This window comes from Paraburkholderia bengalensis (assembly GCF_037126505.1).
Lineage (GTDB): Bacteria > Pseudomonadota > Gammaproteobacteria > Burkholderiales > Burkholderiaceae > Paraburkholderia > Paraburkholderia bengalensis.
Genome location: NZ_JACFYJ010000094.1, coordinates 1 through 23,899, shown reverse-complemented (window position 1 = coordinate 23,899; position 23,899 = coordinate 1). Strand labels below are relative to the sequence as shown.

General features: G+C 60.9%; 21 protein-coding genes and 1 pseudogene. 7 read left to right on the top strand and 15 right to left on the bottom strand.

What is annotated here, in order from left to right; genetic code table 11:
* The first annotated feature begins 18 nt into the window (after positions 1-18).
* Genes H3V53_RS34880 through H3V53_RS34870 form a run of 3 tightly spaced genes read left to right on the top strand, consistent with a single transcriptional unit; the run spans position 19 to position 1,922 of the window.
* Positions 19-948 (top strand): hypothetical protein, encoded by a 930-nt coding sequence (locus H3V53_RS34880; RefSeq protein WP_336601705.1) that lies wholly within the window; start codon positions 19-21, stop codon positions 946-948.
* The gene (locus H3V53_RS34875; protein ID WP_336601704.1) at positions 945-1,589 is read left to right on the top strand and encodes a tetratricopeptide repeat protein; all 645 of its coding nucleotides are present in this window, start codon (positions 945-947) and stop codon (positions 1,587-1,589) included. The genes H3V53_RS34880 and H3V53_RS34875 overlap by 4 nt, the downstream gene beginning before the upstream one ends.
* A gap of 33 nt (positions 1,590-1,622) precedes the next feature.
* Positions 1,623-1,922, top strand: coding sequence for a hypothetical protein (locus H3V53_RS34870; protein ID WP_054923456.1), 300 nt, complete (start codon positions 1,623-1,625; stop codon positions 1,920-1,922).
* Here the strand turns inward: H3V53_RS34870 and H3V53_RS34865 are convergent.
* From H3V53_RS34865 to H3V53_RS34800, 13 genes are all read right to left on the bottom strand, one after another.
* On the bottom strand, positions 1,912-3,561 hold the full coding sequence (locus tag H3V53_RS34865) for a nitric oxide reductase activation protein NorD (protein ID WP_336601703.1): 1,650 nt from the start codon (positions 3,559-3,561) through the stop codon (positions 1,912-1,914). The two genes, H3V53_RS34870 and H3V53_RS34865, sit on opposite strands and share 11 nt — an antisense overlap.
* A gap of 3 nt (positions 3,562-3,564) precedes the next feature.
* A complete protein-coding gene (locus H3V53_RS34860) occupies positions 3,565-4,395 on the bottom strand; it encodes an AAA family ATPase (RefSeq protein WP_054923458.1) in 831 nt (276 codons plus the stop codon).
* Between the two features lie 12 nt (positions 4,396-4,407).
* A complete protein-coding gene (locus H3V53_RS43845) occupies positions 4,408-5,286 on the bottom strand; it encodes an urease accessory protein UreD (protein WP_419539634.1) in 879 nt (292 codons plus the stop codon).
* Positions 5,276-5,941 carry an urease accessory protein UreG gene (gene ureG / locus H3V53_RS34845; protein ID WP_336601700.1) on the bottom strand — a complete coding sequence of 222 codons (666 nt, stop codon included), beginning with the start codon at positions 5,939-5,941 and terminating at the stop codon, positions 5,276-5,278. The genes H3V53_RS43845 and ureG overlap by 11 nt, the downstream gene beginning before the upstream one ends.
* 46 nt (positions 5,942-5,987) lie before the next feature.
* Positions 5,988-7,691 (bottom strand): urease subunit alpha, encoded by a 1,704-nt coding sequence (gene ureC, locus H3V53_RS34840; protein ID WP_419539638.1) that lies wholly within the window; start codon positions 7,689-7,691, stop codon positions 5,988-5,990.
* A 9-nt stretch (positions 7,692-7,700) separates the two neighbouring features.
* The gene (locus H3V53_RS34835) at positions 7,701-8,399 is read right to left on the bottom strand and encodes an urease subunit beta (RefSeq protein WP_336601698.1); all 699 of its coding nucleotides are present in this window, start codon (positions 8,397-8,399) and stop codon (positions 7,701-7,703) included.
* A gap of 16 nt (positions 8,400-8,415) precedes the next feature.
* A complete protein-coding gene (locus H3V53_RS34830; RefSeq protein ID WP_336601697.1) occupies positions 8,416-9,132 on the bottom strand; it encodes an urease accessory protein UreF in 717 nt (238 codons plus the stop codon).
* Entirely contained in the window at positions 9,086-9,607 is a 522-nt protein-coding gene (gene ureE / locus H3V53_RS34825) for an urease accessory protein UreE (protein ID WP_336601696.1), read from the bottom strand. The genes H3V53_RS34830 and ureE overlap by 47 nt, the downstream gene beginning before the upstream one ends.
* A gap of 6 nt (positions 9,608-9,613) precedes the next feature.
* Entirely contained in the window at positions 9,614-10,654 is a 1,041-nt protein-coding gene (locus H3V53_RS34820; RefSeq protein ID WP_336601695.1) for an aliphatic amidase, read from the bottom strand.
* 64 nt (positions 10,655-10,718) lie between these two features.
* Positions 10,719-11,408 carry an urea ABC transporter ATP-binding subunit UrtE gene (urtE, locus tag H3V53_RS34815; RefSeq protein WP_054923464.1) on the bottom strand — a complete coding sequence of 230 codons (690 nt, stop codon included), beginning with the start codon at positions 11,406-11,408 and terminating at the stop codon, positions 10,719-10,721.
* A gap of 2 nt (positions 11,409-11,410) precedes the next feature.
* The gene (urtD, locus tag H3V53_RS34810) at positions 11,411-12,148 is read right to left on the bottom strand and encodes an urea ABC transporter ATP-binding protein UrtD (RefSeq protein ID WP_336601694.1); all 738 of its coding nucleotides are present in this window, start codon (positions 12,146-12,148) and stop codon (positions 11,411-11,413) included.
* Positions 12,145-13,311 (bottom strand): urea ABC transporter permease subunit UrtC, encoded by a 1,167-nt coding sequence (gene urtC / locus H3V53_RS34805; protein WP_336601693.1) that lies wholly within the window; start codon positions 13,309-13,311, stop codon positions 12,145-12,147. The genes urtD and urtC overlap by 4 nt, the downstream gene beginning before the upstream one ends.
* Positions 13,312-13,705: 394 nt before the next feature.
* Entirely contained in the window at positions 13,706-14,317 is a 612-nt protein-coding gene (locus tag H3V53_RS34800) for an ANTAR domain-containing response regulator (protein WP_336601692.1), read from the bottom strand.
* 657 nt (positions 14,318-14,974) lie between these two features.
* Between H3V53_RS34800 and H3V53_RS34795 the strand changes: the two genes are divergently transcribed.
* Positions 14,975-15,328 (top strand): 2OG-Fe(II) oxygenase family protein, encoded by a 354-nt coding sequence (locus tag H3V53_RS34795; protein ID WP_336601713.1) that lies wholly within the window; start codon positions 14,975-14,977, stop codon positions 15,326-15,328.
* 97 nt (positions 15,329-15,425) lie between these two features.
* On the opposite strand, the pseudogene ligD reads toward H3V53_RS34795, so the two are convergent.
* Together ligD and H3V53_RS34785 are read right to left on the bottom strand one after the other, a co-directional pair.
* A pseudogene (gene ligD, locus H3V53_RS34790) lies at positions 15,426-15,737 on the bottom strand (non-homologous end-joining DNA ligase LigD); the annotation flags it as partial.
* A 720-nt stretch (positions 15,738-16,457) separates the two neighbouring features.
* Entirely contained in the window at positions 16,458-17,666 is a 1,209-nt protein-coding gene (locus H3V53_RS34785; RefSeq protein WP_054923467.1) for a RepB family plasmid replication initiator protein, read from the bottom strand.
* A 988-nt stretch (positions 17,667-18,654) separates the two neighbouring features.
* On the opposite strand from H3V53_RS34785, the gene H3V53_RS34780 reads away from it, so the two are divergent.
* The 3 genes from H3V53_RS34780 to H3V53_RS34770 all read left to right on the top strand — a co-directional run.
* The gene (locus H3V53_RS34780; protein ID WP_336601691.1) at positions 18,655-19,881 is read left to right on the top strand and encodes a ParA family protein; all 1,227 of its coding nucleotides are present in this window, start codon (positions 18,655-18,657) and stop codon (positions 19,879-19,881) included.
* On the top strand, positions 19,878-20,897 hold the full coding sequence (locus H3V53_RS34775) for a ParB/RepB/Spo0J family partition protein (protein ID WP_336601690.1): 1,020 nt from the start codon (positions 19,878-19,880) through the stop codon (positions 20,895-20,897). The genes H3V53_RS34780 and H3V53_RS34775 overlap by 4 nt, the downstream gene beginning before the upstream one ends.
* Before the next feature lie 2,816 nt (positions 20,898-23,713).
* Positions 23,714-23,899 (top strand): type II toxin-antitoxin system ParD family antitoxin (locus H3V53_RS34770; protein WP_336601711.1); only part of this gene is annotated, 186 nt, incomplete at its 3' end.

The window sequence follows — 23,899 nt, the reverse complement described above, 5'->3', positions numbered from 1 at the left end:
CGCATGGGAGCCCGCGCGATGAATGCCATCGTCGAAAGTCCTGTCGTGCGTGCGGCGCCCGCTTTCGCACTCGGTGCCGACGCTTACCGCACGCTCGCGTTCGCGAAAACGGAAGACGACGTGCTGTGGACGCGCGAATGGATCTGCATCGGCGCGATCGACGACGTTCGTCGCGAGGGCGATCTGCTGCCTTTCACGGCAGGCGATCACGCGGTGCACGTTCAGTCGACGCCGGGCGGCCGCCTGGTGGGCCGCTTCAATCTCGCGCAGCATGGTGGCTGTCGCGCCGTGCCGCTGCAATGCAGACAGGGGGCGAAGACGTCGTGCTCGTTCACGTCGTGCGGCTACAGCCGCGATAGCATGCCGCTACACGCGGCGGAACGGGGCGCGCCGACTGCCGACATGTACCAGTATCTCGGGCTGCGTCCCGAAAGGCTGCTCGGCGTGCGGGTCGCCCGAGACGGTGCGCTGATCTTCGTTCATCTCGATCCCGCAGGCGCAGCGTTCGTGTCCACCCACGATGACGCGCCGCAAGGTGCACGGCGCGAACATGCATGGCTCGAACTTGACGTGAACTGGAAGCATGCTGGCCAGCGCATGGCGGCGGGCGTGCGGCACGGCGAAGCGACCGACACGCGCGCCGTGTTCGAAAGCCGCGACGCAATCGGTCAGGCAACGCAGACATTGACGGCCGCGTGGCGCTATCCGAATCTGCTCGACCTACGTGTGCAAGGAAGCCGCTGCATGGTCGTGCTTCAACCCACTGCGCTGCAACGCGTGCTCTGCCGGATCAGCACGTATGGCGCGCATTCGCTCGCGAATTGGCAAGCGCTGCTGCAACGTCGCGCCGCGCTGGCCGACCTCCACTTCGACGCCGCGCAATGGTTCGAAGCGACGCTCGCTGCGCGCATCGCACGTATCGCGGGCTCTCACTCACAGACACCATGAACAACGATATCGATCAAGCCGTCGACTTTTATTCGCAAGGTCATTTCGATGCTGCGTTTCAGGCGTTCGGCGTGCTCGCGCAGGCCGGCCATGCGGATGCGCAGGCGTGGCTCGCGGCGCTCTATGCAAACGGCGAAGGCATCGACGCCGATCTGTCATGCGCGTTGCGATGGTATGAAAAAGCGGCGCGGCAAGGGCACGTGCAGGCGCAGGCGAACCTGGGTGCGATGCTGATGTCGTCGCCCGGCGTTGCGCGCGACGAGGCACAAGGCGTGCACTGGATTCGATGTGCGGCGGAAAACGGCGATCCTTTTGCGCAGGCCAACCTCGCGAGCCTGTATGCGAAAGGCCGCTGTATCGCGCAGGACGAAGCGGCCGCCGTGCACTGGTTCCGGCGCGCGGCGGAACAGGGACACTATCCGTCGCAGGCGCGGCTCGGCTTCTGTTATGCGACCGCACGCGGCGTCGAGCGCGACCGCGTGCAGGCGTTCGTCTGGCTGTCGTTGGCCGCGCAGCACGGCGTCGGCAATGCGCTGAACGCGCTGGAAAAGGTGCTTGGCGACATGTCGGCCGAAGAAAAACGCGCCGGCTCGAGTCTGTTCGAGCAGTGGCGCTCGCGTGCTTCCCCTGTTGCCGCCTGAACGATTGCGCTCCTTCAATGGAAAGAGAATCTGATGAATTACAGCGTGCAACAGATCAAGTTCGAATGCTTCAGTTACATCAAGGAATTCGGCGCGCGCATGGACGAGTGGGTGATCGGCGCGACGAGCGATCCCGACCGTGCGCTGTTCGATGCGTGCGCGCTCGACCGCCGCGACGACATCTGGATGTGGAAGCCCGCTCAATCCGCCGCCGCAGCGGCAACGGTTATCGATTTCATGACGTCGCGCTATCGCCTCGCACGTGCACCTTTGCCAACGCACGATCCGGCCGCGCGCTTCGTGATTCTTTACCGCAAGCGGCCTATTGGCTGAACGCGAGCACGCGGCGTAGCGCATCCGCCGCGCCGCCGTCACCACTGACGAGTGCGACGCGCGTGCGCCCGAACATCGCCTCGGCCACGTCGATCGACGCGGCATCGAGCGACAGGCACGCGCAATCGATGCGCTGTGCCGCAAGTTCACGCAGCGCGCAGCGCATGTCTTCGCGCAAATAGCGCGGATCGAAGCTGTCGATATCGAACGGCTCGCCGTCCGACACGACGATGGCCGTGGCGTGCGTATTGCCCTGCAATTCCGGGGCAACTTGCGCCGCGAGATGGCGCAGCGCGGCGCCGAAGCGCGTCGATAATCCGGGGCGCGCGGCACGCAGCGCTGTTTCCACCGCTTCGTTCCATGGCTCGTCGAATGCCTTGAAGACGTGAAAGCGCACGCGTCGGCGCCCATCGGAATGGAAGCCGTACATCGCGAACGGCCACGCGTCGGCTGTCAGCGCGCGGCCGAGCAGGCGCCCGAGTGCAAGCGCGCGATTCATCTTGCCGCTGAAACCCGACGACGCCGACAGATCCAGCAGCACCGCAACAGGATGCGCACGCCGACGCCAATGCGTGACGAAAAATGCATTGATATCCGGCGTCAAACCGCGACGTGTTTCGATGCGCGCGGCGATGCACGCGTCGAGGTCGATCGCGTCGCCCTCGTAGGCGCGCGTCGCTTCGGCGGGCATGCGTTGCCGCGCGGCGCGTAACGATGCCCGCACCCGCTGTTCCTGCACGACGTTCGCATGCGACATGGCGGCGGCGGCATCGCTGGCTACTGCACGCAGCGTTTCGACGCGGCAAAAGTCGTTGCGATAGCGGCGTATCACGTAGTCCCATTCGCGGTAGTGCGTGACTGAAATCGCCAGCGCACCCGCTTCCGCCGGGTCCGGCTCGCCCATGTCCGCCTGTCCGGCGGACACACTGCGTGCGTCGTTTGCGTCGCCGGGTGCGGGCGCAACAGGTGTGGGTTCGGCGATCCAGAGGAACACGTTGTCGTCGCGATAGGCCGCCGCCTGCGCGTAGGTTTTGGCGTTGAACTGCACGCGCATCTGTCCCAGATCGTTGCCAAGCAGATTGCCGATGTGTCGCGACATCGACGCATCCGCACCGCCGTTCCGCTCAAACGCCTCTTCGAAAAGACGTCGCCCTTTCTTCACCCAGCCGTCAGTGTCGGCGTAGTCCGGATCGAACAGCGCGCGCGCGAGGCGTGCAATTAGCGCGCTCGCGGTACGCGCGGTCTGCGCGTCCGTCGTATGGAACGGCCGCCACCAGCGGCGCAAGCCAGGGTAGCGCTGCATCGCGAGACGCTCCACGCGTGCGTCTTCGATCGTGCCGACCAGCGCGATCTGCAACGGCGTGAGCCTGCCGCGCTCGAACGGTTGCGTGGACCACGTCAGATGTGCGGCCGCGTGCGCCGCGCAGGCGAGATAGAAGCGCGAAGCGTCGCCCGATATATCCGCGCCCGACCCATCCGGAAACATCAACACGCGCCCCGTAACGGCCGTACGCGCGGCAGACCGCGCAGCGCCATCCGATACCGCGAGTGGCAACAGCTTCGGCGTCACGTGCCATCCGACCTCCAGATACAGCGCGACGGCTCGCGCAGCGGCATCGAACGCGCGCGCGGCCGTCATGCGTCAGGCGAACATGCTGTCGACGACAGCCGTGAACGCGGTGCACAGGTCCGCATCGTCCGAAAGCGGCTGGACGATTGCGATGCGGCACGCGGTACGCGCGTCCATGCCGCCCGCGATCAGCGTTGCTGCGTAGATCAGAAGACGCGTCGACGCGCCTTCCTGCAACGTGGCGGCGGCAAGCGTCCGGGTGCGTTCGCCGAGTTCCACGAGCTGGCGCGCGAGCGCCGCGTCGGCACCCGATTCATGCGCGACGATCTCCGCTTCCGCGCGCGCATCGGGCCAGCCCATCTCGAGCGCGACAAAGCGCTGTCGCGTTGACGTCTTCAGATCCTTCGAGCGATGCTGATACTGCGGATTGAACGACACGACCAGCACGAAATCGGGATGCGCGGCGACCAGTTCGTTGCGCTTGTCGATTGGCAGGAAACGGCGCGCGTCCGTCAATGGATGAATCGCGACGGTCGTGTCGTTGCGCGCCTCGACCACTTCGTCCAGGTAACAGATCGCGCCATGCCGCACGGCCAGCGTCAGCGGGCCGTCCTGCCAATAGGTGCCGTTGCCGTCGAGCAGATAGCGGCCGACCAGATCGCCCGCCGTCATGTCTTCGTGGCACGCGATCGTCACGAGGGGACGCCCAAGCGTCCATGCCATGTGTTCGACGAGGCGCGTCTTGCCGCATCCCGTCGGCCCTTTCAGCATGATCGGCAGACGCGCACGATACGCCGCCGCGAAGCACTCGGCCTCGTCGCTGGCGGGGCGATACCACGGAGCGTGGGCAAGACGCCAGGCGTCGATGGGCGACGCGTTATCCATCGCGTGTGGCCTCGTCATGCGCTTTCCTTGTCACGTGCAATGTGGGGAATGGGCGAGGCCGGAGCGCTGCCCTTCGACGCAAAGGCATCGCCCGTATGCGCGCACAACGCGTCCACGGCCTGTTTCATCGCGACGCGCAGCGTGTGACCGTCCACGGCGAGTACACGCATGAACACGCCACAGCCGTTCGGCAACAAACTCGCGCCCGCATAACACGTCTGCTGCGCGACGCGTTGGAGCGCATGCAACGCCGCTGCGCGCTCGTCTGCATCCAGCGTAAGCACCATGAGTCCGCCGTGCACCGCGAACGGCCCGCGCACGCCGCCGAGCGGCCGCTGCGCCGCCCCCCGCGAGCCGGAAGCTGTCGCGCGCGAGCAGCCGCCCAGCCGGGCTGCGCACGTCAATCGATGCATCGAGGGCGCCGAATGGTTGCTGGCCGCCGGAAGGATCGTGGCTCATGTAGCTGTCCATCAGCAGCATGCGTGCGCCCGGGTGCAATACCGCGTCGATGTGACTGACAAGCCGTGCGCCCGGAAACAGGATGGACGGCTGCGGCAGCCAGTCGAGCCGCGCACCCGGCAGCGCCTCGATTCGAACGCGTGCACGCGCCATGCCGTGGGTCATCGAATGCACGATCGTCGCCGCGGCCGTTTCGACGCGCGCAGTTGCGCCGTACGTCGCAACGACATGCTGGGCTACTTCGTCGTGCTCGAACAGCCCGCCCGATGTCGATTGCACGATCACGCGCGCGCCCGCTGGCGCATCGAGCAGACGCCCGACGTGAAACGGATAGCCGGCCCGCTGCCGCGACAGGTACACGTTCCCGCGCGGCCCGCGCGCGAAACATAGGTCGAGTTGCGGCACGCTCGCGTCGGCGGGCGATGCCGGCGGCAACGGGTCACTGCGCATCGAACAGCACGTCGGTCATGATCGCATCGACGACGGCATCGACGCCGTCGCCTGTTGCGCAGTTCGTCAATGAGACAGCGCGACCGTTGCGAACGTCATGCGCCTCGCGCACCATCCGGTCGAGATTCACGCCGACATAAGGCGCGAGATCGAACTTGTTGATCACGAGCAGATCGCACGACAGCACGCCGAGCCCGCGTTTGCGCGGGATGTCGTCGCCTGCCGCCACGTCGATCACGAAGATCCAGTAGTCGACCAGATCCAGCGAAAACGACGACGCGAGATTATCGCCGCCCGACTCGATCAGCACCAGTTGCAGGCCATCGATCTGCGCGTCGAGTTCGTCGGCCGCCTGAAGATTCAGCGTGGGGTCTTCACGGATCGCCGTGTGCGGGCATGCGCCCGTTTCGACGGCGAGCACGCGCGCGGGATCGATCAGGCCGCTGCGCCGCACGCGTTCGGCGTCCTCGCGCGTGACGAGGTCGTTCGTGATGACGGCAAGTTCGATGCCGCGCGCGGCAAAGCGTGGAATCAGCTGTTCGAGCAGGCGCGTCTTGCCGGAACCGACCGGCCCGCCGATGCCGACGCGCGCAGCGCGTGGCAACGCCGTGGCTTGTGCGTCTGAGAAGTCGGGAAACGTCGTGAGAGCGTGCATGGCGAATGTCATCTGTTCAGTGGTTAGCGGGCGAGCGGTGTGTGAATCAGCGCATCATGTAGCGCCGCGACAGCGGCACCTCGCGCGCCGGATCGCAACGCAGCACCTGGCCGTCGACGAACACTTCAAACGTCTGTGGGTTCACCGTGATATTCGGGCACGCGTCGTTGTGCAGCATGTCGCGCTTGCTCAGGTTGCGGGTGCCGTGCGCACCCACCAGTTGCCGCGCGAGGCCGAGCCGCTGCGCCGCTCCCGAGTCGATCGCGAGCTGGTTTACGAAGTTCACCGACAACGCCGCCGGCGCGCGCCCGAACGCGCCCCATTGCGGACGCATCGCGAGCGGCTCGCAGGTCATCAGCGACGCGGCGGAATCGCCCATCGCGCCCCACGCGATGAAGCCGCCCTTGATGATCACTTCCGGCTTGATGCCGAAAAACGCGGGACGCCACAGCACGATATCGGCGAGCTTGCCGTCTTCGAGCGAGCCGATCGTATCGGCGATGCCAAACGTGCGCGCCGCGTTGATGGTGTACTTCGCGAGGTAGCGCTTGATGCGCTCGTTGTCGCCGCGCGCCGTGCGTTCGGTGTCGAGCCGTCCGCGCTGGTCCTTCATCTTCGACGCCAACTGCCACGTGCGGCAGATCACTTCGTTGATGCGACCCATGCCCTGGCTATCGGAGCCGAGCATCGAGATCGCGCCCAGATCGTGCAGGATGTCTTCCGCTGCGATCGTCTGCGCGCGCACGCGCGATTCCGCGAACGCGACGTCTTCAGGCACGCCGGGATTCAGGTGATGGCACACCATGATCATGTCGAGATGCTCGTCGAACGTATTCACGGTGTACGGGTTGGTCGGATTCGTCGACGACGGCAGACAGTTCAACCGCCCCGCCACGGCGATGATATCGGGCGCGTGGCCGCCGCCCGCGCCTTCCGTGTGATACATGTGGATCGTGCGGTCCTTCATCGCCGCGACCGTGTCTTCCAGGAAGCCCGATTCGTTGAGCGTGTCGGTATGCAGTTGCACCTGGAAGTCGTATCGATCGGCGACGCTCAGGCATGTATCGATCACGGCGGGCATCGCGCCCCAGTCCTCGTGGATCTTCAACCCGAGACAGCCGCCGCGCAGCTGGTCGATCAGCGAGTTCGGCTTGCTCGAATTGCCGCGGCCGAGAAAACCGAAGTTCAGCGGCCACTGTTCCGATGCCTGCATCATGCGGCCGACGTTCCACGCGCCGCCGCAGTCGATGCCGACCGTGATCGGCCCCAGCGATCCGCCAATCAGCGTCGTCAGACCCGACGCAAGCGCGTGTTCGCATAGCTGCGCCGAATCGAAATGCACATGCACGTCGATGCCGCCGGGTGTCGCGATCAACCCTTCGGCATCTCTCACCGTGGTTGCCACGCCGCACACCAGCTTCGGATGTACGCCGTCCATCACTTGCGGATTGCCCGCCTTGCCGATTGCGACGATGCGCCCGTCCTTGATGCCAATATCGCCCTTCACGACACCCAGGACGGGATCGATCACTGTCGCATTGCACAGCAGCATGTCGGGCGCGCCGTCCGCGCTGTCGTGGCCCGCCTTCAGGCCCATGCCGTCGCGCAACGTCTTGCCGCCGCCATGCAGGCATTCTTCGCCCGGCACCGCGTAGTCGTGCTCGATCTCCGCGAACAGCGACGTGTCGCCCAGCCGGATGGCGTCGCCGGTGGTCGGCCCGAACATCTCCGCATAAGCCTTGCGTGTCATCGTGACCATTCACGCTCCCTGAAAACCGCGCGCAACGGCGCGCGCGATGGCTGCTTCACATCGCCCCGGCTCGTCTAGCGCGCCGTCTGTCAGCCCGTTGAGGCCGTAGACTTCGCGGCTGCCCGCGATGGCCACCAACGTCACTTCCTTGCTGTCGCCGGGCTCGAAGCGCACGGCCGTACCGGCCGGAATGTCGAGCCGCATGCCCCACGCCGCCGCGCGATCGAAGCGCAACGCGCGGTTGACTTCGAAGAAATGAAAATGGCTGCCGATCTGGATCGGCCGGTCGCCCGTATTCATCGCGCTCACGACGACTTTCGCGCGGCCCGCGTTCAGTTCGATGTCACCGGGCGCAGCGGCAAGTTCGCCGGGCACCACGGAATCGTCGGGACGCGGCGCGGTGCCGGGGCGGATGGGCTGATGCACCGTCACCAGCTTGGTGCCGTCGGGGAACGAGCCTTCCACCTGAAGCACGGGCAGCAGTTCCGCGACGCCTGGCAGCACGTCGTCTTCAGTCAGCAGCGTTGAGCCCCATGCGATCAGATCCGCGACGCTGCGCCCTTCTCGCGCGCCTTCGAGAATGTCGTCGGCGATGATCGCGACGGCTTCGGGATGATTCAGTTTCAGCCCTTTGCTGCGGTGGCGCCGCGCGAGTTCGGCGGCGGTGTAGAGCGTCAGGCGTTCGTATTCGGTTGGGGTCAGAAGCATTCGCGCATCCGTGCAGTCAGTTGGCGAAGAGCCGCGCGTCGTGACCTTGCGCGCGCATCGCGGCAATGTCGGCGGCAAACGTGTTGGACCAAAGCGCATCGAGCGGCGGCGCTGGCGCATCGAGCACGGCGGCAAGGCGCGTGCGCAGGCCGCTCAGCACGCGCTGCGCGTCAAGGTGACCGACGATGCCGAGCCGCACCGCCGAACTCACGGCACCTGTGCAGGCCGCGTGTGCGGAGACCGCGCGCGCGTGATCCTCGGCCATACCGAGGCTACGCCAGATCGCGCCCTGCACGGCGGGCAAATGCCCCGGCGTGCTACCCGCCCGTATCGCCGCGCGGATTCGCGCGGCGAGCGGCACACCGAGCCGCGCGTGCACATCGGCGAGCGTGCGGCCGAGTCGGCGGGCGCCGTCGCGCATCGGTGCGGCGAGCGTCACCGCTTCGGCCATCGCGTCGACTTCGCACCACGCATCGAACGATTCGGCGCGCCACGCGGCACACACGATGCCCTGATCGAGCGATGCCCAGCGCTCCAGCGCCTGCGCGTCGACGAACACCGCAAGCGAGTCCGCGTCCATCACGTACCCGGCTTGTTGCAACGCTTCGAGGCCCCACGAAAAAGCCATCGCACCACCCGGGAAAAAGCTGTCGGCCTGTTGCAGGCTGGCGAGCCATCCTGTCGCGTCAGTCATGAGCGTGAACGTGATCATGACGACGATCGTGCGCGGCATGATGCGCGCGATGTGCGCCGTTAGCGTCCGGCACCTCGACCTCGCGGATACGGCCCGACGCCAGCAACGGCACGAGCCGCGCACGGTAATCGTCGATGCGGCCGTTGACGGCGATGTGCAGCACCGTGCCTTCGAAGCGCACGGCCCAATGCATGTTGCCTGCGAAATAGCCGAGTTCGAGCGCCGCCGCGGCGTCGCGTGCCGCCATGCACAGCCACTGCGTGCGCGCCGTGCGCACGACCAGCGCTGTATCGCCGTCGAGTTGCAGGACAGCGCCGTCGAAGAGCTGCGCCTGACGGTCGAGTGCAATCCCGCATGCAACGCCCGCATCGCTGCTCACGCGCAGCCGGCGGCGGCGGATGTCGTCGCCGCTCAGCGTGATCGTATCGACCGTGCCGCGATGCTCGAGCACATGCAGCCGCTCGGCGATCCGCGGCTCCGACGCACTGCCGATGATCGACGTGTAAGTGATCATCGGCGTTCACCGATGCGCGAGATCGGCGGCATTCGGAATGCCCGGAATCGGGCATTCCTCGGTGCCGGGCGTACTGCGCGTCAGCGCTTCGACCATCTTGCGCGTGCCTTCGGGATCGGTCACCCACCTCGCGTAAAAGTCGAACGGACATTCGGCGACACCGTTCGCGTCTTCGCGCGAGTTGATCTTGCCCGTGTAGCCACGATGCAGCAGCTTGTATAGATGGTTTTCTGACTGCATATTCTTGCGCGCGTCGCGAATCAGGCTCTTCGACAGCGCCGCATACTGGACACCCATTTCCTCGGTGCCGCATTCGCCGAGCGTGCGGCCGTCGAAGCCGACCAGCGCCGAATGTCCGAAGTACGAGTAGACGCCGTCGAAACCCGCTGCATTCGCAACCGCGACATAGACGTTGTTGACCCACGCCATCGACTTCGCCATGTTGATCTGCTGCTCTTTGGCCGGGTACATGTAGCCCTGACAGCGCACGATGAGTTCGGCGCCCTTCATCGCGCAATCGCGCCAGATTTCCGGATAGTTGCCGTCGTCGCAGATGATGAGGCTGACCTTCAAACCCTTCGGCCCTTCCGACACATAGGTGCAGTTGCCCGGATACCAGCCTTCGATCGGCACCCATGGCATGATCTTGCGGTACTTTTGCACGATCTCGCCCTTGTCGTTCATCAGGATCAGCGTGTTGTACGGCGCCTTGTTCGGGTGCTCTTCGTGTTGCTCGCCCGTCAGTGAAAACACGCCCCACACTTTCGCGCTGCGGCAGGCCTCGGCGAAAATCTCCGTCTCTTCGCCGGGAACCGCCGACGCCGTGTCGTACATCTCCTGCTGGTCGTACATGATGCCGTGCGTGCTGTACTCCGGAAACACGATCAGATCGAGGCCAGGTAGCCCTGTTTTGATGCCCTTGATCATCTCGCCGATGTTGCGTGCGTTCGCGAGCACTTCGGCACGCGTATGCAGACGCGGCATCTTGTAGTTCACGACGGCAACGCCGACCGTATCGAGACTGCTCGAAATGTCACCATGCTGCATGCTTATCTCCTCACTGGATTCGAGGGCGGATGGCCCGTGCGCCGGCGGCGCTGCTAAAGCGGCTTCAGATAGTCAGGTAACGCGTGATGCGCTCGGCGTCGACGTTCGCGCGCGTGTCGCTGTGCACGAAGCGGCCTTTCTCAATGATCAGAAAGCGGTCGGCGATATCGAGCGTGAACGCCAGCACCTGCTCGGACACGATCAACGCGAAATCACGCTCTTTCTTCAGGCGATTAAGCGCACGCGCGATGTCCTTGATGATCGACGGCTGAATGCCTTCCGTCGGTTCATCGAGGATCAACACTTTCGGCTCCGACACGAGCGCGCGTGCAATCGCCAGCTGTTGCTGCTGGCCGCCCGACAGATTGCCGCCGCGCCTCGCGCGCATCTCGTGGAGAACCGGAAAGGCGTCGTAGATGTACTCGGGAATCACCGCGCGCCTGAAGCGGTCCATGCCCGACAGAATGTTTTCCTCGACGCTCAGATACGGAAAAATCATGCGCCCTTGCGGCACGAAACCGAAGCCTGCGGCGACGCGCTCGTAGCTCTTCGCTTTTACGAGTTCACGCCCGTTCAGTTCGATCCTGCCGCTGCGGGTCGGAATCATGCCGATCAACGATTTCATCAACGTCGTCTTGCCCATGCCGTTGCGGCCCATCACGGCAACCGTTTCGCCCGGCGACAGCTCGAAGCTGAGATCGTGCAGTACGTGGCTCTCGCCGTAGAACACATTCAGGTTGTCGATCTTCAGCATCGTCAATGCCCCAGATACACTTCGATCACGCGTGGGTCGTTCTGGACCACGTCCATTTTTCCTTCGGCCAGCGTCTTGCCCTGGTGCAGCACCGTCACCTTGTCGGCGACGGATTTGACAAATTCCATGTCGTGCTCGATGACGACGACTGAGCGGCCTTCCGCGATCGCCTTCAGCAATTCGCCCGTCAGTTCGCGCTCGCGCGCGCTCATGCCGGCGACAGGTTCGTCGAGCAGCAGCAGCTCCGGGTCTTGCATCAGCAGCATGCCGATTTCGAGCCATTGCTTCTGACCGTGCGACAGCAACGCGGCCTTCCGGTCGAGCTGCTCGCTCAAAAAGATCATCTGCGCAACGCGGTCGATTTCATCCATCACCTCCTTGCTGCGATGAAAGAACAGACTGCCGATCACATCGCGCTTGCGCGGGTACGAGATCTCCAGGTTCTCCGACACCGTGAGGTCTTCGTAGACCATCGGGTTCTGGAACTTGCGTCCCACACCCGCACGCGTGATCTGGTACTCGAGCATCTTTTCCAGGTACATGCCCTTGAACTCGATCGTTCCCGCGGTCGGCTTGGTCTTGCCGCAAATCATGTCGAGCAGCGTCGTCTTGCCCGCGCCGTTCGGGCCGATCACGACGTGCAGCTGTTTTTCTTCGACATAGAAGTTGAGGTTGTCGACGGCCTTGAAACCGTCGAACGACACAGTCAGGCCCTCGACGGCGAGGATCATCGGCGTCATTGCGTGGCCTCCTGTGCGCTCGCGCGGCGCGTGGGGCGCTGCTCGCGCAGCCAGTCGATGACGCCCGCGAGCCCTTTCGGCAACAGCATCGGCACGAAGATGAACAGCGCACCGATGAAATACACCCAGAAGCCCACGAAGTTCTCTGACAGATAGCTCTTCGCCGCGCCGATGATCACCGTGCCGTACACGGCACCGACCAGCGACAGGCGGCCGCCGACGGCAGCGTAGATCACCATTTCGATCGACGGCACGATGCCGCACACCGACGGCGAAGCAAAACCCACTTGCAGCGTGAACATCGCGCCGCCGATGGCCGAATACAACGCGGCCACCGCGAAGATGAAACCTTTGAACAACGCCGGGTCATAGCCCGAAAAGCGAATGCGGTCTTCGCGGTCGCGGATCGCGATCAGTACCTTGCCGAGACGACTGCGCAGAATGAAGCGGCCTGCCAGCACCGCGCACAGCAGCAGCACGGCCGTCACGTAATACATCACCAGCGTCGCCGTATTGCTCTGCACGCTGTAGCCCATGAACGTCGGCAGATTCGTGATGCCGTTCACGCCGCCCGTATAGCCTTGCTGGCCGATGATCACGATCGACATGATCGACGCCAGCGCCAGTGTGACGATGGAAAAGTAGACCCCGCCCACGCGCTTGCGAAAGTTCGCGTAACCGAGCACGAATGCAACGAGCGCAGGAAACACGATGATCATCGGCAGCGCGAACCACGCGTGCTCGAACGGCAACCACCACCATGGCAGTTTGTCGATGCTGTTCCAGGTCATGAAGTCTGGCACGGGTGTGCCGCCTCCGCCGAATACGGCCGCGGCGGGATCGTTCGCACTCGCCTCGAGCTTCATGTACATCGCCATCATGTAACTGCCGAGACCGAAGAAGATGCCCTGTCCCAAGCTCAAAATGCCGCCGTAGCCCCATGTGAGCACGAGCCCGACCGCACAGAACGCGAAGCTCAGATACTTCGCGAACAGCCCGAGCCGGAATGCGCCTGTCAGGGCGGGCACGGCGATCAGCAGCAACAACGCGAGAATCAGCACCGAATGACGTTCGACCAGCAGCCCGACGCGCGCGCCGGGCGCCGACGGCGCGGGCGCGTTGGCGCCGTTGCCATGCGCGGGAGAAAGGGGAAGGTTTTTCATGTTGCCGCGATGCCTCGTTGCAGGAAGTCCATATCGATTCCTTCGGATTAGATGACTCATCGTTCTGCCGCGCCCGTCATCCGGATGACGGCCATGCCCGAACTCGGACGAAAAAAAAAGCCCGAAGCCAGAGCGAGTCTGGCTATCGGGCTTGTGTGGCCGGTGTCGAACACGACGCCTTTGTCGTGCGAGACGAAATGCAATTTACAGTGCGCGGCTGTGCAGCCTCGCATCGATGACATTGAAACGCAAGAGCTATGCCATCCGTTCGAACACGCTAGCGCGCGGTTTTGCGCAACGAAGCGGGAGATTGCGCTCCCCATGCTGGCGATACCAAGCACAGTTATCGTGCAGCGTGCCTCCTTAGCGACCAGCCGGTGCTAGCAACGAACGTTCAGAAGTTCAGCGCTTCGTGCGCCTTGATGATGGTGTCCGATATGGCTTCAAGCGACTGCCGCTGTCCCATCGCCCGCGAGCGCAACAGATCGTGTGCTTCGGGCTCGGTCAGATTGCGCGTTTCCATCAGTATCGATTTCGCGCGCTGGATCTTGCGCTGATCCGCGAATTTTTCTGTGACTCTTTGCGCGTAGCGTTCGAGAGCGACGCGGCTCTTGTGCTGATGCAACGACACGGCGATCGCCGTCAATACGCCCGACGAACGAACAGGCGACGGTACCGCACAGTAAGCGTTCAGCTTGATGACGATTTCAATGAAGATCGGGTTCTCGTAGCTGACGACGGGAATGACAGGGTGCGCGGCCGGTCCTTCGAGCCACGGCAGAGCTTTCGAAATCGTTTCGGGCCTGATCGCCATGAAGACGACGCCGGTGCCTTCGGGTAACGCGTCGGGTGCGGGCCAGAAACGGCACACGCGGCTGCCGATGCGTCGAAGTTGCGCCAGCAACTCCTCTCCATCCTGATCGAGCGGATGCACCACGACCACATTCAGCGAGCGGATATCGCGGAGGCCTTGAGACGTGTTTGGCGAAGGATGGCGTTTCATCATTGCACCTCAGGACTGTCTGCAAGTGGCGCGAAGCGCCGACAACCGGTGGCGTCGGGCTCCCACAAATGGCAGATCGGCTACCGGGTCAAGAGGGTGTTCAAGCGTAAAGCGTGAACATGTCTGGAGACATACCCCGGCCCGTTCAGTTCGACGCGTTCCCAGCTGCCGTCGAACGTATGATGCGAGCCGGCCACGTTTCCCGCTTACGAAACTGTGCCGGTGCAAAAATGTGCATTGCCCGAGACCGTATTGCGAAATACTGCGAATTGAAAGCCGGTGCCCGTGTGATCAGCGCGTAGTATGCACACGACTTTATTCACGTGCAATCAATTCATCGCGATAAAAATTCGCTTTCTGACAAGGGCAATGCGCGTGCGTCGCGCACGTGCGCGTATCGACGCCTCTATCGCTGAACTCATGCACGGAATGAAGGCTGTTCGCGCGATTCTTCGGATTGCAATAGCGTTCGACGCGCACCAGTCAATCAGCCGGAAGCAATTCGACGACCGAGTTCGATAGCAAGAAATGGAGTGTGATGCAAATTCGGCGCCTCTAATTTACAGGCAGATCTGGGAACGAATCGTTCGCAGGCCTACATCCATCATGAGAATATTTCGCAAAGCCCTTACGCTTACCTGGATGAGGATTTCATGACCCGTGAAACTTACCTTCGGAATGGCGACTTCAATGCCTCATCGTGGAGCAGGGAATTTTTTCCTGAGGGGCTTTACGCTGCGATATGGAGACGACCTGCAGCGCAGTGTGGCGGTACGACAGAAATCTCCGGGCGATATCGACGCGACGCTGCATGGACTGAACAGGTCAGTCGACTCGACAATCTGTTTTCATATGGGCTGCGCGACGATCGAGCCGATCCCACGTGAACCGCCGGATCGTCATCTGGCGAACGTACCGCGCGCCGAGATGCCTGAAATGATGAGGCGCTTGGGACTGGACGCCGCCTTGGCGGCCGGCTTCGACAATTTCTGCCCTGACGCGTTTCGCAGGTAATCCACAAAGACCTTGCCGATGCGATTCCCGGGCCTGACACGGCCGAAAAACGTTGTGGGATGACCTTCGCAAGATGGCGCGCGAACGCGTGGCTGAAGCCCTTCACTTGCTGCCATGTATGGACCGGCGCAAGCGGCACAATGATGTGTACGCCCTTCGCTCGCCTAGTCTTGCAAAACGACTGCAGGTCGAGTTCGTCGAGCACGACCCGCGTAAGCGTTGCGGCCTAAACCATCACGCTCCAGTCGAGTTGCGGACGGGGATCGAGATTGAGAATGAAGCGATCAGGATGGTCAAGATCCGGCGCTGTCGCGTTCCACGCGTGGATTTCGATCGTGTTGAGTTGGGCGAGCTTCAACAGGGCTTCTCGCGAGTTCGCTACGAGCAGCGGCGCATGGCCGGGATGCATCGACTGCGGCAACTGCGTAACGGCTTTCAGGCGTTGCACCTCCGGAAATCAAGGATCTAATCGATGAGCCGATAACCCGGGTCGATGCCGGGTCGAAGCTCGTCAATGAAGCCGGAAGCACAATCACTGAAGTCGTCCACGCAGTGAAGCGCGCGGCAAAGGCTTCCAACATCACTTTAGGGAGGTTTTATCTTTCCGTCCTGGATCGTGGGTTATGGTCTAGCCAAGGTGCCATTGCGACCGAATTCAATCTTTCGTTCCCGCACGTGTCGAAGATGGTCGCCGCCGCGCGACTTCCAAAAGCACTACTAAAGCTATTCGAAGACTGAAAGGCATCCTTCCGCGCTCTCCATACGCTCCAGACCCTCACGCGTCCGCCTCAGCTCGGCGAAACCGAGGTCGTGCAGCGGGCTCGATGCATTCCCTCCGACGTCCTCTCTCGAAGACGTGTTTTCGGTGCTTACCACCGGAAAGCCGGTTAGACGCGCGGGAGTGCGCGTCAGCATTGTTCCTGGCGAAAAATACTTGCGCGTCGAGCTGCCGGACTTCACGCGAATCGCTCCTCGGATAGTGCAGCTAGAACAGACATCAACCTGTTTTTGAACACCGCCAACAGCAAGCATCGAATCGATGCTTCCAAGAAGAGGTAGCGCCGAAATCGAGAAGTTCGGCCCTCGCCTTGCTTTTTGCGCGAATCAGACAAATCGGCTTCTGCGGCATTCACCCCGGAACACTCGCAATCTTTGCACGCAACCACGATGTGTACGCGGTCCGTTCGAGTGCGTTCTTGAACGTCCCCGTTTCTGGCTGATACGTATTTCCCTTTCCGCCTCCCGCCATATACTCCTCGGCGAATTTCTGCTTCTCTGGCAGCGTCAGCGATTTGATTTTCGCAGTCGTTTGGCGCGAACGCTCTTCGGCCGACGTATCCTTCTCGACCACCGTCGGGCGTGGTAAAGCCGGTTCGGTCTGTCCTTTGCCATTGCCTCCCACTTCGATCCGAGCAGCTTTCTCGAATACGGTCCTTGCATACCCTCCGGCGTTTCCGCGGATCTGCTTGCTCTTCGCCTTCTCTTCGACGTAAATCGCTGTCTGTAACGCTCGATCTGGTTCCTGCTGGATCCAACTTATAGCGAGTCTTTCTCCGACACCAAGGAGTGTGAGACGCCTGAATGCTTCGGATTCCCGAATAGCCTTTTGCTCTTCATCCTCCTCGTTGTCGTACATCGATTTCTGAGGATTGTCTTCGACCAGGAAGCGGATCTGGACGACACGTCTTGCCTCTCGCTTGTATTCGGGAGACACGAGGATATTTGACACCTGATTGATCTCTTTAACAGCCTTTTTGATCACTTCGGCCGAGAAATGCTTGAACTCATCGTACATGCTCGCATCTGCGCCAAGCAGGCGACGCCATGTTTCCACGGGAATCCAGCCCGTCGATCCCGTTCGTTTGAATCGGAGACAGTTCTCATAGAGGGCGAGCGCGTAGCCCCCACTAAACTGCCGCTGAACATTGATGTTAATCAGAGTGTAAATGTCAGGGTTCGCGAGCTTCCCCGCTAGCCAGTCGCTGTACTCGTACGAGCAAAGACCATTCTTGATACTGGCGTATGCAATAAGTGGTGACGCTTCCCAGTCTGTCTTGCCGCCGTCGTGCAGAAGATCGAACGAGATAGGTGTCGACATGACCTTCAGTAACGCACGCTTCAACGCATCGTAATTCTTGCTGTCGAAACCTAGCATCGTGCAAAGGATGCCCACGGGCAACGTATGGCGCTTCTTCGTGAGGAGATCGTCGAATGCGTTAAGTAGCAGGACGTTCACAATCTTGCGCTCGAGCAACGATAGTTCGCCGCTTACGTGAACTGTGGCAACGTGCTTCTTCAGTTCGCTAGGCGGAAGAGCAAGCGGCTTGATGTTGGGCATGCAGTCTCCATGAGGCTTCCGGGATTCTAGGAGCTAAAAGTCATGCTTGCAACTCATCTCGTACTGACTTTTCGCTTTTCCGACTCGATGTTCCCCATGAACCCTGACTTTTCGGGCCCGATTCCTGGCCTTTAAAAAGTCATGGTTTGTGGGGACGCTTTTTGATCCGCCGAAAGGTCGTGGTTTATGGGTAGATTTCGGCACGTGACGAGCGCAAAAGGTCATGGTTTGTGGGGAGCTTTGCCGGCATATCCGAACAGACGGTCAAAGTCAGGGTTTGTGGGGCGAAAGCGACGGCGAATGCGCAGCTGAAGCCGGATTCAGAACGCGCCGTGTGCGCCATCCGCCCTTGAGCGGCGGTATTCAAAGGTCAGGGTCTATGGGGAGGGCATCTTTTCCCCATAAACTGTGACCTCGCGTCCCATAGACTATGACCTTTGAAGTGCAATGGCGTCGGAAAACCAAATAGATCAATCCGTTACGGTCTTTGCTCGTGCGGACCCATAGACCCTGACTTAACCCATCAACCATGACCCATTGCCCCACGAAGGCTGACCCAACATTGGTCACTACCCCATAGACCCTGACCGATTGCCCCATAGAGTATGACCGGACATCTCCGTAAGCCTTACCAGGAAAGGATTCGGCGAACGTAAACGTTTTTAAAGTCTTTGTTTTTTAAAGAAACAACAAACAGTTGTTGTCCTCATGACAAGAGTGGTCCGGACATGCAGATCCCCAGATCCGCCAGCCGCAAATCTGCAAACCCTCCCGCATTGCTTTGCGACGATCTGATGTAATTTCTGGAAACACGCTGCGGGGCCCTACGGGCGGGCGCTCTCGGTAGTTGTAGACGATCACAAATCACTTGCGCTTCAGTTGATTAACAACTAAGCTTCCACGAAATTCAACATTAAGTGAAATTTTTTGCTCTACGTGTTGAATCACACATGTGACGGTGGTCGTTACATCGATAAGGGAGCGGTTGATGAACACAGCAGTCCGGCGCACTGAAAAGCCGCAGATGTCCATAAAGCTTAAGCATGCGCCCAAGCCTATGCCACTCGGAGCGATCAAGGCTATTGCAGAGAACGCCAGTGGCATGCTCGTGGATGTGCGCGAAAGCATGCTTGCCCCTCACCCTCGCAAAAATCCCCCCGTTTTCACGACAGCTCAGGTTGGCGACCTGTGCCGGATCGACAGGCAGCGAATGCATTACCTGTCACGAACCGAGTCTGACTTGCCCCAAGGCACGCTTCGTCATAGTCGCAGCAGGGAATTTACGCTTTCTGAGGCGCGAGTATGGATCGATCGAATCGCGCCATTTTCGAAACGTCCAACGGGAGTGCACGGAAAGAAGATAGCGATCGGTAACTTCAAGGGCGGAGTTAGTAAAACCACCACGGCCATGACGCTCGCGCAAGGACTTTCCCTGTTCGGTCGCAGGGTCCTACTTGTTGACCTTGATCCACAGGCTTCGCTTTCAGCACTTCATGGAATTCTGGCCGACAGCGAAGTCACCGATGAGCAAACTGTGCTTCCCTTGATCTATGGCGATGAGGAGGATCTTCAGTACGCCGTTCAGTCAACGTATTGGGACGGTGTGGACCTTATCCCTGCGAGCGCGGCATTGTTTGGCGCGGAGTTTTTTCTCCCCTTCAAGCAGTCGAAAGATTCATCGTTCCAGTTTTGGGATGTTTTAAATAAAGGGCTTGAGCCGCTGCTGAACGAATACGACGTCGTTATCATTGATACGCCCCCAGCCCTCTCCTATCTGACTATCAATGCTTTCATGGCTGCGGACGGACTTATCGTCCCCACGCCGCCGAGTGCGCTCGACTATGCGTCGTCGACCCAATTTTGGAATCTGTTTTCAGACCTTTCTGAGAGCATGCAACAGGTCGCGCCTGAACTCGTTAAGAGCTTCGACTTCATTCACGTTCTTTTGGCCAAAGTCGATCAGAGCCAGGCCGCAACCCCGATCGTTCGCGACTGGATCAATAAGACCTACGAAGGTCTCGTCCTTCCGATAGAAATTCCAACGACTGCTGTTACCCAGACGGCCGCCGCTGAATTTGGCACGGTGTACGACATCTCGCGTTACCAAGGAAGCTTAAAGACCTATCAACGTGCACGAGAGGCATACGATCGATTTGCGGAGATCGTCGATCAGCAGCTTGTTGCACTCTGGCTTGCAGATCAGGAGGCTGAATGAGCATCAAAGACCGTCTGGCAGCAAAGGCCGCCTCGATTGGAACATCGCCGCGCCCTCAAAAAAGTAACGAAGACGCGCCGGGCAGGCCTAAAACTGCCCCCGGCCAATTGATGGCGTCCCTTCCGCTGCTGGCCGAAAAGGAAAAAGAACTCCAAGCCGCAATTAAGCGCATCGAGGAGTTGGAGTCCGCTGGCAGCACATATTCGGAAGAAGTAGAGATTTCCACTCTCGTTGAGGTTCCTGGCCGTCGACGCATTTTGTCGCCGCAGGAATATGGCGAACTACGGGCGAATCTGGAAGCCAACCCTCTTGTTCACCCGATCGTTTATCGTCCTCTGGGCGACGGACGCAACGAAATCATTTCCGGGAACAACCGGGTAGCGATTTACCGCGATGATCTGGGCCGAACGAAAATCCGCGGCGTTCCCTTTATAGGAACGGACACTGAAGTCGAACTCGGTGCGGCGTTCTCGAATCTGCTTGCTCCTTCGCTCCCCGACTTTGAAAAGTACCGGCAGTTTCGACGCATCCAGGATAACTTAGGGCTCAGCCAGGCCGACATTATTCGAACTTCCGGTTTGGCGCAGAGTCACGTGGCCCGGATATTGTCGTTCGAAAATCTTCCTGCAGCTGCGAAGGAGCTTATTGCGTCGAAACCACACCGGCTTGGCGGTACGGCCGCTGCGAAGTTCGCTGCGCTGGCGCAACAAGGGCACGAACTCGAAGTTACGCAGGCGATTCGCACGCTTATCGATTCGGAAGCGATGACACAGGAGCGAGCCTTGAGCTTGGCTACACCTGTGCGTACGAAAGCGCCCCAGCTGGTTGCGACTACGATCACGCTCGGGAAGAGAAAGTTCTGCGACGTTTCGGTCCGCAGCGGTGTGGTCGGACTGCGTTTCGCTGGGAAGGACAGCGACGTCAAGGCAGCACAGTGGGGCGAAAAGATCGCGAAGTTTATCCGAGCAGAGCTCGAAGCAGAGGATACACAGTCATCCAATTTGGATGTTGAATAAAATCAAGTACTTGGCAATTTTGCAAACCGTTTGGTTGAATTCATCCAATTTGGAAGTTCATAAAAATCAAGCGCTTGGAAACACATAAGAGCAGGGCGAGGACGCGAGGCTTGGTTACTCGCTCGCGTTGAAACCCAAGCTTGCCGGCCGACCATCTGGTCAGCCGGGCCGTTTCTTTGTGCGCCAAGCATGGGCGTACTCCTGCGAGTGCAAGCCACGCGAAGTGGGAATCGCGAGTCGATGGGCAGGAACTGCATACAAGGCGCTGCCGGGCAGGGCGAGCTGGCAAAGAATCGCGAAGCTCTCGTGACTATGGTAGAGCGGCGTAAATGCTGCCGTTGTGTGATGGAGACGTGCGTTCTTACCGGGGCCATCCCTCGCCTCGTGACTGAGACGGGTAACGGCGTCGCGCCGGAGCGAGGAGTCAGCGACGACTAGCCACGCGCGCCTGCCTTCACTAGCAGAGTGGAAGTCACGCGTGAGCGGTTCTCGCATCGTTAAATCATTAGCCCACGCATATGCGCGAGACGCAACCGCAACGTCTGCAGGGACTTTGAGCGTGATCGAACTGATAGGCTCGGCCGCGAGCTCTTTCGCCCTATGTAGATCGAACGTGTACGTTTCGTCACGCCGCGTGGACAAGCGAGCGATAGCACTACTGCGAAGGCAGTAGGGGCGGTTGCGCTTGAGGATCACCGGGAAGAAGAGCGTAGAGGCGAGCGTGTTCGGCCGATTTCCTCGCCGTCCGATGGAAGACTTCCATCTTGCAGATAGCCCATGCCCCCGCTCCTCCAAGACGTAGAAGATTCGGGCCAGGCAACTTGTGCACAGAATTTTGAGTAGGCGCTCAACGAGGCGCGTCGCGCATTGAGTTTTTCCACGGGGGCCTAGTCCATCTGTGTTCGCGAACCGCTAGATTGCTAAAACTGAATTCTGCGAAACATTAGATTCCGCCGCCAACACTTTGCGACTGCAGGTATCAATCGAAAAGTCATGGTCTGTGGGCCAACCGCTGGCGGCGACGATAGCGGTCCCTCAACAGCCCGCGGCGCGGGGCTTTGCGCGTCACGCCGTCGGCTTAATAAATCGCGTAAGGTCATGGTCCATGGGGACGGCCACCCATCGGCGCGAATTGACACTTTAGTGTCAGAAAACTGATAGTTCTCGTGACGCCACCGCTACCAGCACGCCTGCCTGTCACTAACTATCAGTTTTCTCATATTTTGCGCACCCGACAGCGCACTTAGCGGAGACTATTCAGCGACGGGCGAGTGGAAGGAGCCCGACGACGTCGCGAGGCCGCGATCGGGAGTGGCGCTTCAGTCATCATTGACGTGTTGGTGTAACGTGTGGGGACGGGCTCATACACATGTTGGCCGCGCGGCAACGCACCGCCTCGGTGGTCTGCGGGCCGACCAGTTCGAACAGATCCAACACAAACACGTTGTGTGCCGACTAGGTGCGGCCCGGCCGTGCACCGGGACGAGCGACGATCGTCTGGCCGATTAGCGCCAACTCGGCGCGTGACAGGGAAGGGGGCTTGTTTTTTCCGGGCCGCGACGGCGGATGGGCGGCCGGCCGGACGGGGAATTTGTAACCGACATCCCGCAGGCAGTCGTAAATGGCGGCGACGATCATCTGGGTCCGGTCAACCGAGCCGTCCCACCCCGACCGAGAAAGGGCCGTCACTCGCTGGTGCCGCGATGCATCTCCGTTCGTGCGGATTGCTCACGACACGGGCGCCTCATGGAAGCGGTGCACCTGGCGAATTGGTCCAGCGTCCCGCCGGCAATCGTGCACTATCTGTCGTGCATAGAACAGGCGCTCCGCCTCCTATCCGGCACCGTGCAGGGCGGTCCGCGGAAGCCACGCCGGGCCGCTTTCGCGGCAAGCCGGCGCGCGACCACCTGGTCAACGAGAGGCCGGCGGAAAGTCGGGTCGGTCCAACGGTTTGCAGGGAGGGCGTCCGATATCCGGGGACGGCTGGCGCAGTCATAGCGGGTATAACGCTAGCTCAAACAGGCACACCAGCACCGCGAGCGTCGGGGCAGTGCGAATTCGTGTCGACAGAGTTGGCGTTGGCGCCAGACAACGCATAAAAGCTAAAACCAGCGGTACCGGAATGCTCCTCTCTATATCTCTCTATTATCGGGGCACCCGACAGGGTACCGCATAGCTTCAGCATCGGTCGTCCCGCTACGCTGTTTGACCTCCGGTTCTCACGATCGCCGTCAACGAAACGGTCGAACCGTCGATTCACTTCACGGCCGTAAAAGTATGGCGCGTCTGGCGAGCGAGTGGCCCTCAGTTGTCTTTGCCGACGTTCAAATAAAACGGGCACTCGCAGCCTACCAACTGTCGGACGCATGACGTCGACGCCGGCGCCAATCGATGTCCTTTAGGGGCAGATGTGGGCGAAGGCGGAGAAGAAGCTGCTCGACTTCCAGCATTAGGGCCGCAGTGTCAAACCGTCGGCGGGGCTACGAACTCGTGCGTGAAACATCCGGAAAGAAAGAATAGCGCCGATAAATCATTGATTTAGCGCATCTAATTCGAGTCGTTTGTCGGATGTTTCACGAAAATTTGCGGCCGCAGGCGTGTCAGCGCACCATCAATGCACTTGGAGAGCGGAATACACCCTCGTTCGCAAAAATGTAGTGATTGATACGTGATTTGTAAAAAGATCCTTCACGCGCGGTAGGGCGGAAGCGAAGTCGCCGCCGCCGGTTGTCATCCCCCACGCGAAGCTGTTATCACGGTGCGCGGCCGGTTACCAAGAATTGGTATAATGGGTGCAGAAACCAGGAGAGTCAATGATGGGCAAGAATACATCCGTTTCGCTCGGCGACCACTTCGCCGAATTTGTCGAAGATCGCGTGCGGGCCGGGCGCTACAACACGGTGAGCGACGTGGTTCGGGCCGGCCTGCGTTTGCTGGAGGAACAGGAAGCCAAACTCGATGCCTTGCGTGTCGAACTCGAGAAGGGGGAGCGCTCCGGCCCG